This window comes from Spirosoma harenae (assembly GCF_054776975.1).
This window is the reverse complement of record NZ_BAAHBD010000006.1, coordinates 498,613-512,787: the sequence shown is the minus strand read 5'-3', so window position 1 is coordinate 512,787 and position 14,175 is coordinate 498,613. Positions and strand designations below refer to the sequence as shown.

The window sequence follows — 14,175 nt, the reverse complement described above, 5'->3', positions numbered from 1 at the left end:
CAGGTTCAGCCTATTGATCGTTGAAAAGCGTTATTACTAGAATAGTATTCCGTCAGGCGATCAGTCTATCGCTATTCACTACGTAAACTCTTCACAGGATTCACTAACGCAGCTTTGACACTTTGGTAGACGACGGTTGCCCAGCAGATGAACAGCGTAAGCAGGCAGGCAGCTATGAATACCCAGACACCTATATCCGTTTTGTAGGGGAAATTTTGTAGCCACATGTACATCGAATACCAGGCAATCGGAATGGCGATGGGAAATGAGAACAGGACTAGTTTCGTGAAGTCTTTTGAGAGTAGCAATACGACGCTACCCACTGAAGCCCCCAACACTTTCCGAACGCCAATTTCTTTGATCCGTTGTTCGGTCGTAAACGTGGCTAAGCCGAATAAACCCAGGCAGGCAATCAGAATAGTCATGGCTGAAAAAGCAGTGAAAATCCGTCCGCGGAGTTCATCGGCTTTATAGGCTGATTCAAAATCCTGATCCAGAAAGCGGTATTCAAACAGGCGGTCAGGATAGGCTTCTTTCCATTTTTGACCGATAAACGCTATCGTTTTTTCGATGTTTTGCGGTTGAATTTTAATATGCGTAACTGGAAGAGCACGACCACAAAGCATAATTAATGGTTCGATAGGACTATAGAGCGACTGTTGGTGGAAATCGTTCACGACACCGATAACCTGCGCCGTTGGCGGACTTGGCTGGCCATTTTGGGGCAAACTACCTAGAATAATTTTTTTGCCGAGTGGCTCTTTCCAGCCCATTCGATCAACAACGGCCTGGTTGATAATGACCGAATTGAGCGTATCCGCTGGGATTTTTTCGGAAAAATCACGACCGTTTATAAGTTTCATGCCCATCGTTTTTAGGTAGTCATAATCAACGCGCATAGGCTTGAATCCCATCTCTTTCAATCCTGTGTTCGACTCGACCGTGAAAATGACTCGCCCGCCGATGTTGCTGGTTGGCGAAGAGGCCGAGGCTACCTGTCGAATGTTCGGATTGGCCAGCAACTCATTTCGGAATACGTTGTACGCAGCGCGCGGTTGTCTGTCCTGGTAGTTGATCGTTAACACCTGATCCTGATCGTAGCCAAGGTCATGATTACGCATGAAATTCAGTTGCTTATACACAATCCAGGTGCAGATGAGCATCGTCAGCGAGATGGCGAACTGAGCCACTACCAACGCTTTTCGAAAGATACTTCCGCCTTTGGCGTTGAATGAGCCTTTCAATACAGAGGCAGGTTCGAATGCTGATAAATAGAAAGCAGGATAACTACCACTGATGAAGCCCGTAAAGACAATGATAGCGAGTGCAATTAGCAGAAACTGAGGCCGAAGCAATTCCCGGAACTCAATTTCTTTGCCTGAAACAGTATTGAAAAAAGGCAGTAGGGCAATAACCAGAAGCAAACTAGCAGCCAGAGCCAGCATTGTCATCAGGACGGATTCGGTTAGAAACTGAGCCATTAACCGGCTCCGAACGGAACCCATTACTTTCCGGAGACCAACTTCTTTTGCCCGTTTGGCCGAACGGGCAGTTGCCAGATTCATATAATTGATGCTGGCAATCAGTAACATAAAAAAGGCGACGGCACTAAAAGTGTATACATACCCGATGTTGCCGTTGGTTTCACCTTCCTGATTCGAATATAGGTGAATGCGAGTCAATGGCTGTACTTCGTAGGTAACTTTGATGCCCATTCGCTTGAAAATCGGACCGATGTATTTGTCGTACACCTCCGGAAATTTGCTTTCGAGAATTTTGGTATCGAAGTTTTTAGGGAGTACCAGATAAGAGTATAGATAAAATCCACCAAAGTTATTGGCCTGGCTGCGTTCGTTCTGGCCTATGGACATCAATCCGTTAAAGGTCAAATGAGAATTCTTCGGGATGTCTTCCAGTACCGCCGTAACTTTATAGAATGTCGTATCGTTGGTTTGCAGCGATTGCCCAACCGCGCTTTTTGAGCCAAAAAATTTCTGCGCGGCTTTCTTCGTTAGTACCACACTGCCGGGTTGCGCCAGCGCCGTTCGGGGATCGCCCTCAATGAATTTATAACTGAAAACATCGAATACCGTGGAATCGGCAGCATAGATATCGTCTTCGTAAAATCGCTTTTCGCCCTGACGGAACATTACCCGTCCGTAGGGGAAAAGGCGGACGTAATTTTTGACAAACGGATAATCTTTCTTCAACGTTGGCGCTAAGGCGGGTTGCGTACTACTCCAGTGATTTACTTTGTCTGGTTCAGTAATGTGCGAAACAAGCCGATAAATCTGCGATGCTTTTGTCTGATACCGGTCGTAACTCAACTCATCCGTTACGTAGAGCAATAGCAGTAATCCACAGGTAACGCCGATTGTCAACCCCAGAATGTTGATAAGACTGTAAAATTTGTCTTTCCGTAAATTCCGCCAGGCGATTTTTAGATAGTTCAGTAGCATGGTGTTAGGGATTTAGGAGCGTAGGACAAGGGGTTAGACACAGGGTGAAAATTTGTCTTTATTTCAACCCGTTGCCCCATACCCTATGCTATTTACTTCGTCGGAACGCCGATTGCTTTTTCAACATCCTCAATCATTTTCTGGCGTTCTTCCTTTGATTTGTTTTGGGCGTCGAGCGTTCGTTCGTAGGTAAAATCGTCGCCGTCTTTCTTAAAGCTGTAGCGCAGGTACAGTTTTCCAGAATCGGAATTAAACTTTACCATTTTTGTGTAGGGGTGTTTGCCGCTGACCGCCATAGCTACGTTGTCGGCACCGTTGATCGCTACAACTGACCCATCATTGTCGCTGCTAATGGATATGGACTCACTGTATCGGGGAGCACGCGGAGCTCTTGGGGCAATAGGTGCGCGAGGGGCACGAGGTGGTTCAGGCATCGATACGTTTAGCGAATCCAGTACTCGCTCACGGAGTGCTGTTCGCTCATCCTTAGTTAGATTCGATACATCGAACGTGCGATCATAGTCAACATCCTTACCATCGACGGTTCCATTTACCCGGATGGATAGGGTTTTACCGTCATCATTAATGCTGCGGCTGATCGAATTTTTGTGCTGTGCAATAGCGAATGAACTGGTCAGTACCAGCGCAATAAGAAGGGGTGTTTTCATGTCGATGGTTATTTATTCTGACCATAAAGAGGTAACCGAATTCCGTAACGTTGCTTGGATCGACTGAAAACTTACAGGAAAGCAATGTATATGCCTGACAAACCGGACAGGGCAAATACATGCCTTGAATTAGTTGGATAAAGCAGTTTAACGAAGCGTTTTTATAAGATCGGCACTTACCCAATAAAGATCGCCATCGCGACTGAAAAACAGATATTTGCCGTCGCTGGAAACAAACGGACAGAATTCATAAGCCTCTGTATTAATGACGTTTCCCATGTTTTGCGCTTTCTGCCATTCGCCTTTTTTATTTTTGAAGCTGATGAACAAATCACCTTTTCCAAGTCCATCCGGCCTTTCTCCACAGAATATCAGGTAGGATTCATCCGGCGAAACAAATACGTCGGCTTCGTAGTGTTCGCTGTTAACGCTACTACCCAATTTCTGCGAACGCTGAAATGATCCGTTCGTGAATTTGGAATAATAGACGTCGTAATTCTTATCGTTAGATGCACTTGTTGCGCCGTTAGAAGAAAAATACATCGTTCCATCGGTCGTGAACGACATATAATATTCATTCTTATTGGAGTTGATTGCTGGCCCTGCATTGATGGGGTCAGACCAGCCAGTTTTCCTGCGTTCCAGATACCAGATGTCAAAATCCTTCTTCTCGCCTTGGCCATTTAGAGGTCGATCTGAAATAAAAAACAGCTTTTTTCCATCGGGCGATAGAAAGGGATCATTATACTCGTATTTGTCGCTGGCGATTACGATTTTGGGCTCGGTCCATTGGTTCGAGACGAATGTTGACACCTGAATTTGTGGCTTCTTATTTACGATTGCAGCATAGTAGAATTCCTTACCGTCCGTAGAAAAAACAGAGCCGTATTCATAGCGATCTTTCAGGGAGATTCTGTCCGGCGCAAATACCTGCGGGGTTAGGCCAGGAGGAGCCTGATTTAAGTACATCGACCGGGCCGACGGGGTGTTTTGGCCGATCGCTGTTATACTGGACAACGTTATGACTAGTAGACTACCCGAAAGGCTTATTCTGTTTATCATGAGTCAGATCTTCTTTACTTTATTCTGAACGTAAACTCGTTACGGGATTTTTTAACGCGGCTTTGATCGACTGAAAACTGACGGTAATTAGCCCGATCCCAACGACCAGCAGGCCTGCAAGAGCGAACAGGCTCCAGGATAGGTCGATGCGAAAAGCAAAGCCTTCAAGCCACTTCGTTGTACCCCACCAGGCAAGTGGCGAAGCAATGACAATGGCGATCAGGATGAGAACGAGAAAGTCTTTAGATAGTAATGCAACGATACTGGAGATCGACGCGCCCAACACTTTTCGCACGCCGATTTCCTTTCTCCGACGCTCGGCCGAGAACGTGACCAGCCCAAACAGTCCGAGGCAACTGATCAGAACGGCGATTCCCGTAGCCAGATTGATCAGCTTGCCAATGTTCCGCTCTTTCTGGTAGAGTTCGGCGACGAATTCATCAAAAAACCTGGCTTCAAATGGATCGCCCGGATAGGTGCTGGCCCAGAGGCTTTTGATTTGGGCCAGCACCTGATCGAACGAAGCGGCTCCGCTCCGGCTAAACCGTATATTAAAAACATGCAGATTCTCTTTTTGGCTCATCAGCGCCGTAGGCTGAATTGTGTTGTGTAGCGAACGGTGGTTAAAATCGCGAATAACCCCTACAATCGGCTTTTTATTCAGCAACTGTCCGATGACCTTCGATGGTTCTTGAAAACCCATATAGCGGGCCAGCGTTTCGTTAATCACAAATTCCTGGGCGGTATCACTCGCGATCAGATTACGGCCAGCCAGAAGTTTCAATCCGTAGAGCGCTACGAAATTGGTATCAACCTCTTTCCGATACACGTTGACCTCCGATTTGCCTTTTTTGCCCGTAAATTCCATAGTAGATGTTGACCAACTACCCGAAAGAGGTGTCTGATTCGCCATACTAACCTGCTCGACACCCGCTAGTTTGCGGATACGATCGGCCAGGGTATACCGAACGCCGTGGTGATCACCGTTGAAAAAAGAACTGGTTGGCGTAGAGAAAGTTACGATGGCTTCCCGCTGAAAGCCCTGATCGGAATTGATCATAAACCGCAATTGCTGTCCTACCAGCAAAGCGCCAATAATAAACACTTGTGCTATCGTAAACTGACCGACAATAAGCGATTTGCGCAATGTAGCGTTACCACTCGCTTGCCCCGTTTGATTCCTTAAGGTGGATATAGGCGATAGCCGAGATAGTAATGCACCTGGATATAGCCCAGCCAATAGCGCTGTTACAAGAGCAACACTGAGTAAAAACAAATAAAGACCGGGCCAGGTATTATCAAGTTCAACGCCTTTTGGTACGATATCGCCCAGGTAGGTTAAAGCGCTGTGAGCCAATAGAATGGATAAGCTGCTCGCCAACAGGGTAAGTATCAGCGTTTCTCCTAAAAATTGGATCATTAATTGCTTCCGTTTGCTGCCCAACGATTTACGAATGCCAATTTCCTTAGCCCGCTGAGTCGATTGGGCAGTTGCCAAATTAATGAAGTTGATACAGGCTAACAGCAATAAAAAGCCTCCAACCAACCCTAGAATCAATAAAGTAGGTCGATGCGCAACGTGTCCGTTGGCGTAGTCGGCATTGAAATGAACGTCGGCCAGCGGCTGAAGCAGCAACTGACGATCTCCCGAATCTTCACCGACTGGTAGATTAGCCTCCGCCATCTTCGTAACCTGTTCGCTAAAGCGCTTCGTATCCGTACCGGGAGTCAGTTTGAGTAGACACTGCGACGATGAATTCGTATTATTCCATTGATCAAACCCGAGATTGTCCCGACGTTTTTTGCTGGTCATTTGGGTTGCCAGCGAAACGAATGTCTGGAAATCAAAATCGCTGGGCGCATCCAAATTTTTTACCAGTCCCGAAACGGTTAGCGTGAGCGTATCCTTGTATTGCTGCCCAATCAGCCGACGACCAATAATAGCCGGAGTTGCTGCGCCAAAATACCGTCGAGCCTGTTTTTCGGTCAGAACAACCTGATCTGGTTTAGCCAATGCTGTTTTAGGGTTACCAGCTACCCATTGCCGGGGGAAAATATCGAAAAATGCGCCGTTTGTACTGATAAAGTCCTCCTGCTCTTCTTTAGAAGCCCGAAACTGAACGGGGTCCTTACCCTGGCGAGGAATGTCAACGACCTGAAAATTACTTGTATGGAAAGGAGCAACGGTGTTTACACCAGCCAATTTTGTTCGTACAGCTTCCGGAATTGGGGCTGATAGACCGTGGTTGTGATAAAAGTCGTCGCCAAACTTAAATTTCGACACCAGTCGGTAAACCTGTCCACTGTTCGGTATCTGCTTATCGAAACTAAGTTCAAACTGCACAATCAGATAAATAACCAGACAGGAGGCAATACCTACGGAAAGGCCAGCTACGTTAAGCAACGTCGTCAGACGGTTACGACTGAGGCTGCGAAGGGCGATTTTAAAGTAGTTTCTTAGCATAGGTAAGGATAGGGGACATAGGGATCGGGGCATGGGTAAGCTAAAAACAAATTTTAACCCCATGCCCCGATCCCTATGCCCTCTGCTATTTATTCCGATCGTAACGATTTTACGGGATTCATCAGGGCTGCTTTGATACTTTGGAAACTCACGGTTAATAAGGCGATACCCACTGCCAGCATACCTGCCAGGGCGAACATCCACCACTCGATGTCAATTTTATAGGTAAACTTCTGTAGCCATTTATCCATAACGTACCAGGCCAGGGGCGAACTGATGACCAGTGCAATCAAAACCAGTTTGACAAAATCAAAGGAAAATAGCCCGAAAATACTACCGACAGAGGCACCCAGTACTTTCCGGACACCTACTTCTTTGGTGCGGGTTTCGGCCATAAACGCGACGACGCCATACAGGCCGAGGCAGCCAATAAACAGCGCAATTCCTGCCAATAGTTGAAAGAGTGAATACGTTTGCTCTTCGGTTTTGTAGAAATTGGCCAGCGTCTCATCCAGAAATTCATACGAGAAAACAAATTCGGGATAGGTGGCTGTCCAGGCGTTTTCCACCTGTTTGATAAGTTGGCTAATGGCTTCCGTACCACCCTGTTTTGTCGACAGTTTAATGCCCAGCGTTGTATACTGATCTCGCGCTGTCGTTAAAACACTTGGTTCGACTTGATCGCGTAGTGAAAACAGATTGAAGTCCTTTACCACACCCACAATTGGCTTTTTCACGCTCTCACCAGCTACCGTCATTTGTTTCCCAATGATCTGCTCCGGCTTCTGGAAGCCAAGCCGCTTCATAAACGTCTCATTGATCACAATTTCACGAATCGAGTCGGCGGGTTGATACATTCGTCCGGCCAGGAATTTTAATCCATAGGTGCGTGCATAGGCTGTGTCGCCGGGGCGCATGACTACACCAAAACCAGGATCTTTATCCTGATTTTCAAAGCGAAAACCCGTTGTCCAGTTGAAGGCCGATGACGGAGTGGTCATCCCAAAACTAATCGACTGTACATTGGGAATGTTAGTGAGTTTGGCCCGTAAATTCTCCAGTTGACCCGACTCATTCTGGGGTAATTTAGTCGTTAGGATCGCATCCCGGCTGAAGCCTAGATCTGCCGAACGGAAATAATGCATTTGATTATAGGCGATAATAGTGCCAATAATCAGCAATTGAGAAATGGCAAATTGCCCGATAATCAATCCCCGTCGGAGCGTTAAATAATTGCCTGTTCCCACAGCCTGAACTTTTCCTTTTAGTGCTAATATCGGTTGATAATCAGATAATACCAGAGCCGGATAGAAGCCAGCGAGAACGGTTGTCAGCACGCCCAATACAATCAGGAAGCCCAGTACAATTGGAGTAAAGAGCGTAACGGCTCCCGGAATGATATTCAGCAATTGACTAACGTAGGGGAGTGAAATCTGAGAGACCAATAGCGCGAGTACAACCGCTAAACTGGTCAATACCCCAGTTTCACCCAAAAATTGCCGGACTAGTTGACTGCGTGAACTTCCCAGCACTTTCCGGACGCCCACCTCTCTCGACCGGCGAATAGCCTGAGCTGTTGCCAGATTGATAAAGTTGACGCAAGCTGTTCCCAGAATAAAAAGACCAATCAGCACCATCGCCCAGATCATTTCGATACTGATGCTACGTTGGGCATAATTCGACATGTTGGTGGCGAAATGAATATCGGTCAGTGGCTGTAAGAGATACCGTAAATTCTTGGCATTATCTGCATTATGGTGTTTTTGAACGAAGCCAACCAATAGCTTTTCCATCCGGGCGGCCTGTGTTTCCGAACCGGGCGACGAAGGTGGAAGCAGCATATAAATTTGAGCGCCACCATAGGTCGACCGCCAATCGTCGGGAGGAGACGTATTACCGTAGGCCAGAACAGACGCGTGGGTCAGGAATACGTCGAACGGTAGGCTGCTGGTGGCAGGAGGAGTTTCGACAACGCCAGTTACCACAAAATCCATTTTATTCTCAAGTCGGATGGTTTTGCCCATCGGGTTGGTATCACCAAAGTATTTGTGGGCGATACGGTCCGAAAGAACTACCGTATTAGGATTGGCAAGTGCCGTTTGCGGACTGCCTTTCAGCCAGTTGTAATCGAACAGATTAAAATACTGTGGTTCGGCAAACGTAATGACGCCGTCTGGTTCCTGAAAACGTTTCTTCTCGGAATTACCCTGACCACCTACCGATACCACCGCCGACCGCACCCGACTGACCATTGTGAGCTGGTGTTTCAACTCCGGGAAATCAGTTCGGAGAGCTGCCAGCGCTGGAAACGTAATGCCCGCTCCCGGTTTGGGATCGGTAGCCGTTTTATTAACCGTAATAATTCGGAATATACGGTCAGCATTGGTGTTGTGCTGATCAAAACTCAGTTCGTAACGTATCGTTACAAATAGAAGTAAGCAGCAGGCCAGACCCAGTGTTAGGCCTAGAACGTTAATAATGGAATAACTCCAGTTGCGCTTCAGCGCGCGCAGGGCAGTCGTGATGTAGTTTGTGAGCATAGAGGTAGGGGCGTGGAGCAGTGGGAGCCTGGATGGCAGGGATGTCAAAACAATCCCAACAAGACCATGCTACCCATGCTATCCAGGCTATTTATTCAGAACGAAGTGATTTTACAGGATTCATTAAAGCCGTCGCAATCGTTTTGCCGCCAATGGAGACTAACACCAGGATCAGGACTAGCAGAGCAGGTGCAGCGAAAAGCCACCAGCTTAGCTCGATCCGAGCCGCATAATTGGCCAACCAGTTTTTGACGACAACGTAGGTGATTGGAAGGCCGATTGCTATGGAAATCAGAACCGTTCGGATAAAATCCTTCGATAGTAGAATCATCAGGTTTGTGGTGCTGGCTCCAATCACTTTCCGAATCCCGATTTCCTTCGTTCGTTTGGAAACGGTAAACGTAGCCAGACCGAACAGGCCCAGGCAGGAGATCAGAATCGCGAAGCCCGTTAAGGCGCCGAATACCTGCTGGAATCGATCATCGGCTTTGTATTGTTTGTCATATTCGCTATCCATGAAGAAATAGCTGAATGGGCAACGGGGAAAACTGGCTTCGTACACCTTCTTCAACGTGGCGAGTTGCTCCCCGGCATTTCCTTCCCAAAACTTCACACTGGCGAACGAATCGAACGAGGGAGAATACATGTGAATAATCGGGAGATAAGCCGCTTTGGGCGATTCGTAATGGTAATTTTTGACAACTCCCCGAATCGTGGCCTGATTTCCCCAGAGGTCTACCCGTTTGCCGATGGCTTCATCAGGCGTGGGGATTCCCCAGAGTCGGATGGTTTCTTCGGTGACAATAAGTTGCCGATTCGTCGTATCTGAAAAGCCCGGTCGGGTGGTTGCATCGAAGTTTTTGCCCGCCAGTAGCTGGAGTCCCATCAAGTCGATGAACGACGTATCTATTTTGGTTAGGTAATAATTGTAATATGTTTTCTTGACGGCACCTGATAAATTGATACCTGTCGTCGTCCCCATTTGGGCTGATCCCAGGCCCGGTACAGTGCCAGAAAGCGATACTGCTTTTACCTGTGCCTGAGCAAGCATCATTTGTCGAAACGCACCGTAATCTTTTCGGGCGTTGCTACCCACCGGGGCTTTTAACACCAGCGTGTGATCAATGTTTACGCCTAATTTCTGCTCCCGCAGAAAGGCCACCTGTCGGTAAACGACGAACGTTTGCACCAGCAGAATAAGGGTAATCGCGAATTGGAAAACGACTAACGATTTACGTAGAACAGTGCCTTTAATTGATCGTGAGAAAGCCCCTTTGAGTACAGTAACCGGATCAAACGAAGACAACACGACGGCCGGATAAAACCCCGACAGGCAGATACTCATCAAGAGAAATACCCCAACGCTTTCCCAGAAAAATACGTCTCCGAATACGTTAAAACCTTCGGGAAGCCCAGCTACCTGAACAAACACGGAACGAAGACCTGCTACCAACCCTACTGCCAGCACCCCAGCAACAATATTGATCAGTACAGTTTCCATGAAAATCTGCGTTCTAATCTGCCCCTGCGTAGAGCCAACGACCTTTCTCATGCCGATTTCCCGCGCCCGGTCGAGGGCTTTGGACGTGGTGAGATTGACGTAGTTGACAAAGGCGCTAATAAGTACCAGAAACGCTACCCCCAGCAGAAAGTATACCGACTGCGCTTCGCCATTGGGTTCGGTCTCAAAGGTTTTGTGAGAATACAGATGGATGTCGCTGATTTTCTGGCCGGTCAGTCGCTCGTTAGTTAATTTTTTCCCCTTGATCAATCGGTCGCTGAAGGCAGCCAGCGATTTTGTAAATCCTTCGTAGCTGGTATTTTGGGCCAATTGCAGATAAGCGTAGGTATTATTGTTGTTCCAATTGTCTTCCCGCTCGCCAAAATCCGACAACATCGTTGGATAGGAGAGAAGCATATCGAATTTCAGGTGCGTATTGACTGGGCTATCTGGCACTACACCCGCTATTTCCAGCAGAATACTGCCCTCCTTCTGGGGCATTTTCAGAGTTTTACCCAGTATATCGAGCGTCTTGAAATAGGTCAGCGCCATTGATTTCGTGAGAACAGCCTGCCGGGGTCTGGTAAAAAGTCCCTTATGGCTTCCCCGGAGCAATGGGTAGCCGAACATGGAGAAAAAAGAAGAATCGACAGCGTAAACGTTATTTACTAAGTAATAATTGTCATCAATCTGAACCGTTGCTTTAGGTTTCCGGATGGGGTAGACGCGGGTGTAGTTGACTACTTCATTCATTTCCCGCTTGGCTCTGGGCGCAGCCGGAGGATAGACTTCTGCATCCTGCGCATCCACTGCTCCACCGTTCATATAGTCGGTGGTGAGCCGCACAAGCTGATTCGCCAGTGGGTATGTGTTTTCGTAACTCAACTCGAAGCGTACATACTGGATAATGAGCAAGGCCACAGCCAAACCCGTAGCCAATCCCACTATGTTGATAAGTGAGAATGTACTGTCTTTCCTGATTGTTCGCAGGGCGATTTTAAGATAGTTAAGTAACATAGAACTATTCCGATCGTAGTGATTTTACCGGATTTATTAATGCGGCTTTGATGCTTTGAAAACTAACCGTTAGTAGGGCGAGGCTCAATACTGTCAGGCCAACCAGACCGATAAGCCACCCATTCAGCTCGATTCGATGTACAAACGTGTTGAGCCAGAAACGGGCAGCATACCAACCGATGGGCGCGCCAATTATAAATGCGAATGCAATCAGTTTTAGGAAATTGATGGATAGAGCCTGCGTGATTTCCAGTAGACTGGCGCCCAACACTTTCCGGATGCCGATTTCCTTTGTCCGCTGTTCGATAGTCAGGGAAACCAGACCGAATAAACCTAGTCCAGCAATCAGAATGGCCAGCAACGTAGCATACGTGATGATCTGTTTCCAGCGAGCATCGTCGGCATAATCCTCCAAACGGTCGTCTTCCATGAAATGATAGGAAAACGGTTGGTAGGGAATCAATTGTTTAAAGGTGCGCTCAATCGTCTGTAACCCTGTCTGCGCCTGGCTGGGGGTTAGTTTCACGTATAACTGATTCATTTGTTCAGCCTTGCCAAGCTGAAACAAAACCGGCTCCGGTTTGTCGCGCAGAGATCGGTATTGATAGTCGCGCACTACACCGACTATGGTCAGATTTGTCCGGTTATTATCATCCGTTTGCCGTTGAATAATCTGTCCGACAGCCGAGCGGTTCGCTGCCAGAAACTGCCGGGCAAATGTTTCATTGACCAGAATATTAGACACACTATCTGTGGGATTAGCCGCACTGAGAGCACGTCCCTCCAGAATTGGAATATTGACCAGGCTTAGATATTGGTCGTCAATCCACTCATTTCCTGATTTGACCTGTTTGTTATGAACGTAATACGTACCGGCTCGATGGCCGCCTGATTTTCGGCCAACCGACTCGATACCAATTTGTTGTCGAAGGCTCTGCTTCACTAATTCGCCCTGTTTTTCGCGCCCCCAGGGTACGTAGATTCGTACGCGATTGGCACGTTCGTAGCCTACATTAGCCGTTTGAATGTACGTGAATTGTTTATGTAGCACGACGGCACCAATCATTAGTATGATTGCAATCGAGAACTGAAACACAACCAGCCATTTCCCTATCTGATTACTTCCAGCTAATCGAAGGCGGCTGTATAGAATCTGCGTAGGGTTAAAACTCGATAGCACTCGTGCCGGATAAAAACCCGCCAGTAGGGTAACCAGGACGATTAAGCTCGCAAATAAGCCAAGTGTTTGAGGATTAGTGAGATATGTTAGTTGTAAGGCTTTATTCGTGAGCGTTGAAAATTGAGGGAGCAGGATGTAGACCAATCCTACTGCTGGAATAAAAGCCAGTAATGTTACTAGAAACGTTTCGCCCACAAACTGCCCGACGAGTTGCCGACGGGTACTGCCCGTTACTTTGCGAACCCCAATTTCTTTCGTTCGGCGCAACGACCGGGCCAGTGTCAGGTTAACAAAGTTGATACTGGCCAGTAGTAAAATTAGCCCGGCAATGCCACTGAGTATATACGAATACACCGACGATGAGCCACGTTGAAGCCCATTGCCCATGTCGTAACGGGCATCGAGATGCATAGCCGTGAACGGTTGGAGGTGATACGTCAGCGTGAATGAACCATGTTCTTTCCGAAGTTGCGCAAGTTGCTGGCTGGCATATTTTTCAAACACCGCAGCCAGTTTCCGTTCCGACATAGCTGGATCGGCACCCACACCATTTCGGTCGGTGCGTAGTAGCAGAAATGTATTCAGAAATCCATCCGACCAATCCTGCTCGCGCCAGTCTTTGCGGTCGGGCGGGAGCGCGGCCACAAATGGACGTAGCACGTCGAACCGAATGCTTGAGTTGACGCGTGGTGTTTTTACGACCCCTGTTATCCGATAGTTTTCGAAACTACCTCCCGCGTCGATGGTCAGAAGCTGATTCAGTACGTCTGTTGTACCAAAGTAATTGCGGGCCATCTCATCGGTAATGACAACGCTTCCCGGATCGTTCAGAATCGTATTCGGATTGCCACTCAGCAACTCAAAACTAAACAGTCGTAAAAAAGAAGGATCTACATACATCACCTGCTTATACATCACGTCTTCTTTCTGGCGAATCAGCATCTCATAGCCTTGCACCCGGCAGAATTCAGCGACTTCTGGTAACTCAGCCGCAAAGGCGGGTCCCTGTGGAATACCCGTTGCGCTTGTGACCACTTCGTTGCCTTCTGGAGTGGTTGTGTTTAACACGACCCGATACAGCTGATCTCGGTGTGTATGAAAACGGTCATACGACACTTCATCCTGCACAAAGAGCAGAATAAACATAACGGCGGCCAGCCCAGCACTCAGACCAACAATGTTGATCGTACTGATGGTACGGTTCCGAAGTAGATTTCGCCAGGTGATTTTTAGATAGTTAAGCAGCATTTTTTAGGAGTGATAAGCGATGAATGATGAGCGATG

General features: G+C 47.6%; 7 protein-coding genes. All 7 read right to left on the bottom strand.

Going from position 1 to position 14,175, the window contains the following annotated elements; translation table 11 throughout:
- Positions 1–71 precede the first annotated feature (71 nt).
- A complete protein-coding gene (locus tag ACYVE4_RS05780) occupies positions 72–2,459 on the bottom strand; it encodes an ABC transporter permease (RefSeq protein WP_460996024.1) in 2,388 nt (795 codons plus the stop codon).
- Positions 2,460–2,551: 92 nt separating this feature from the next.
- Positions 2,552–3,127 (bottom strand): hypothetical protein, encoded by a 576-nt coding sequence (locus ACYVE4_RS05775; RefSeq protein ID WP_460996023.1) that lies wholly within the window; start codon positions 3,125–3,127, stop codon positions 2,552–2,554.
- Positions 3,128–3,274: 147 nt separating this feature from the next.
- Positions 3,275–4,189, bottom strand: coding sequence for a hypothetical protein (locus ACYVE4_RS05770; protein ID WP_460996022.1), 915 nt, complete (start codon positions 4,187–4,189; stop codon positions 3,275–3,277).
- Between the two features lie 19 nt (positions 4,190–4,208).
- On the bottom strand, positions 4,209–6,653 hold the full coding sequence (locus tag ACYVE4_RS05765) for an FtsX-like permease family protein (protein WP_460996021.1): 2,445 nt from the start codon (positions 6,651–6,653) through the stop codon (positions 4,209–4,211).
- Between the two features lie 89 nt (positions 6,654–6,742).
- Complete coding sequence (locus ACYVE4_RS05760; protein WP_460996020.1) at positions 6,743–9,193, bottom strand: ABC transporter permease; 2,451 nt, start codon at positions 9,191–9,193, stop codon at positions 6,743–6,745.
- 91 nt (positions 9,194–9,284) lie between these two features.
- Positions 9,285–11,711, bottom strand: a complete 2,427-nt coding sequence (locus ACYVE4_RS05755; RefSeq protein WP_460996019.1) for an ABC transporter permease — start codon at positions 11,709–11,711, stop codon at positions 9,285–9,287.
- A 4-nt stretch (positions 11,712–11,715) separates the two neighbouring features.
- The gene (locus ACYVE4_RS05750) at positions 11,716–14,139 is read right to left on the bottom strand and encodes an ABC transporter permease (protein ID WP_460996018.1); all 2,424 of its coding nucleotides are present in this window, start codon (positions 14,137–14,139) and stop codon (positions 11,716–11,718) included.
- Positions 14,140–14,175 lie beyond the last annotated feature (36 nt).

Excerpts from the sequence above, each read along its gene's own strand:
- ACYVE4_RS05780 (WP_460996024.1), bottom strand. The coding sequence starts at position 2,459 with ATGCTACTGAACTATCTAAAAATCGCCTGGCGGAATTTACGGAAAGAC.
- ACYVE4_RS05775 (WP_460996023.1), bottom strand. The coding sequence starts at position 3,127 with ATGAAAACACCCCTTCTTATTGCGCTGGTACTGACCAGTTCATTCGCT.
- ACYVE4_RS05770 (WP_460996022.1), bottom strand. The coding sequence starts at position 4,189 with ATGATAAACAGAATAAGCCTTTCGGGTAGTCTACTAGTCATAACGTTG.
- ACYVE4_RS05765 (WP_460996021.1), bottom strand. The coding sequence starts at position 6,653 with ATGCTAAGAAACTACTTTAAAATCGCCCTTCGCAGCCTCAGTCGTAAC.
- ACYVE4_RS05760 (WP_460996020.1), bottom strand. The coding sequence starts at position 9,193 with ATGCTCACAAACTACATCACGACTGCCCTGCGCGCGCTGAAGCGCAAC.
- ACYVE4_RS05755 (WP_460996019.1), bottom strand. The coding sequence starts at position 11,711 with ATGTTACTTAACTATCTTAAAATCGCCCTGCGAACAATCAGGAAAGAC.
- ACYVE4_RS05750 (WP_460996018.1), bottom strand. The coding sequence starts at position 14,139 with ATGCTGCTTAACTATCTAAAAATCACCTGGCGAAATCTACTTCGGAAC.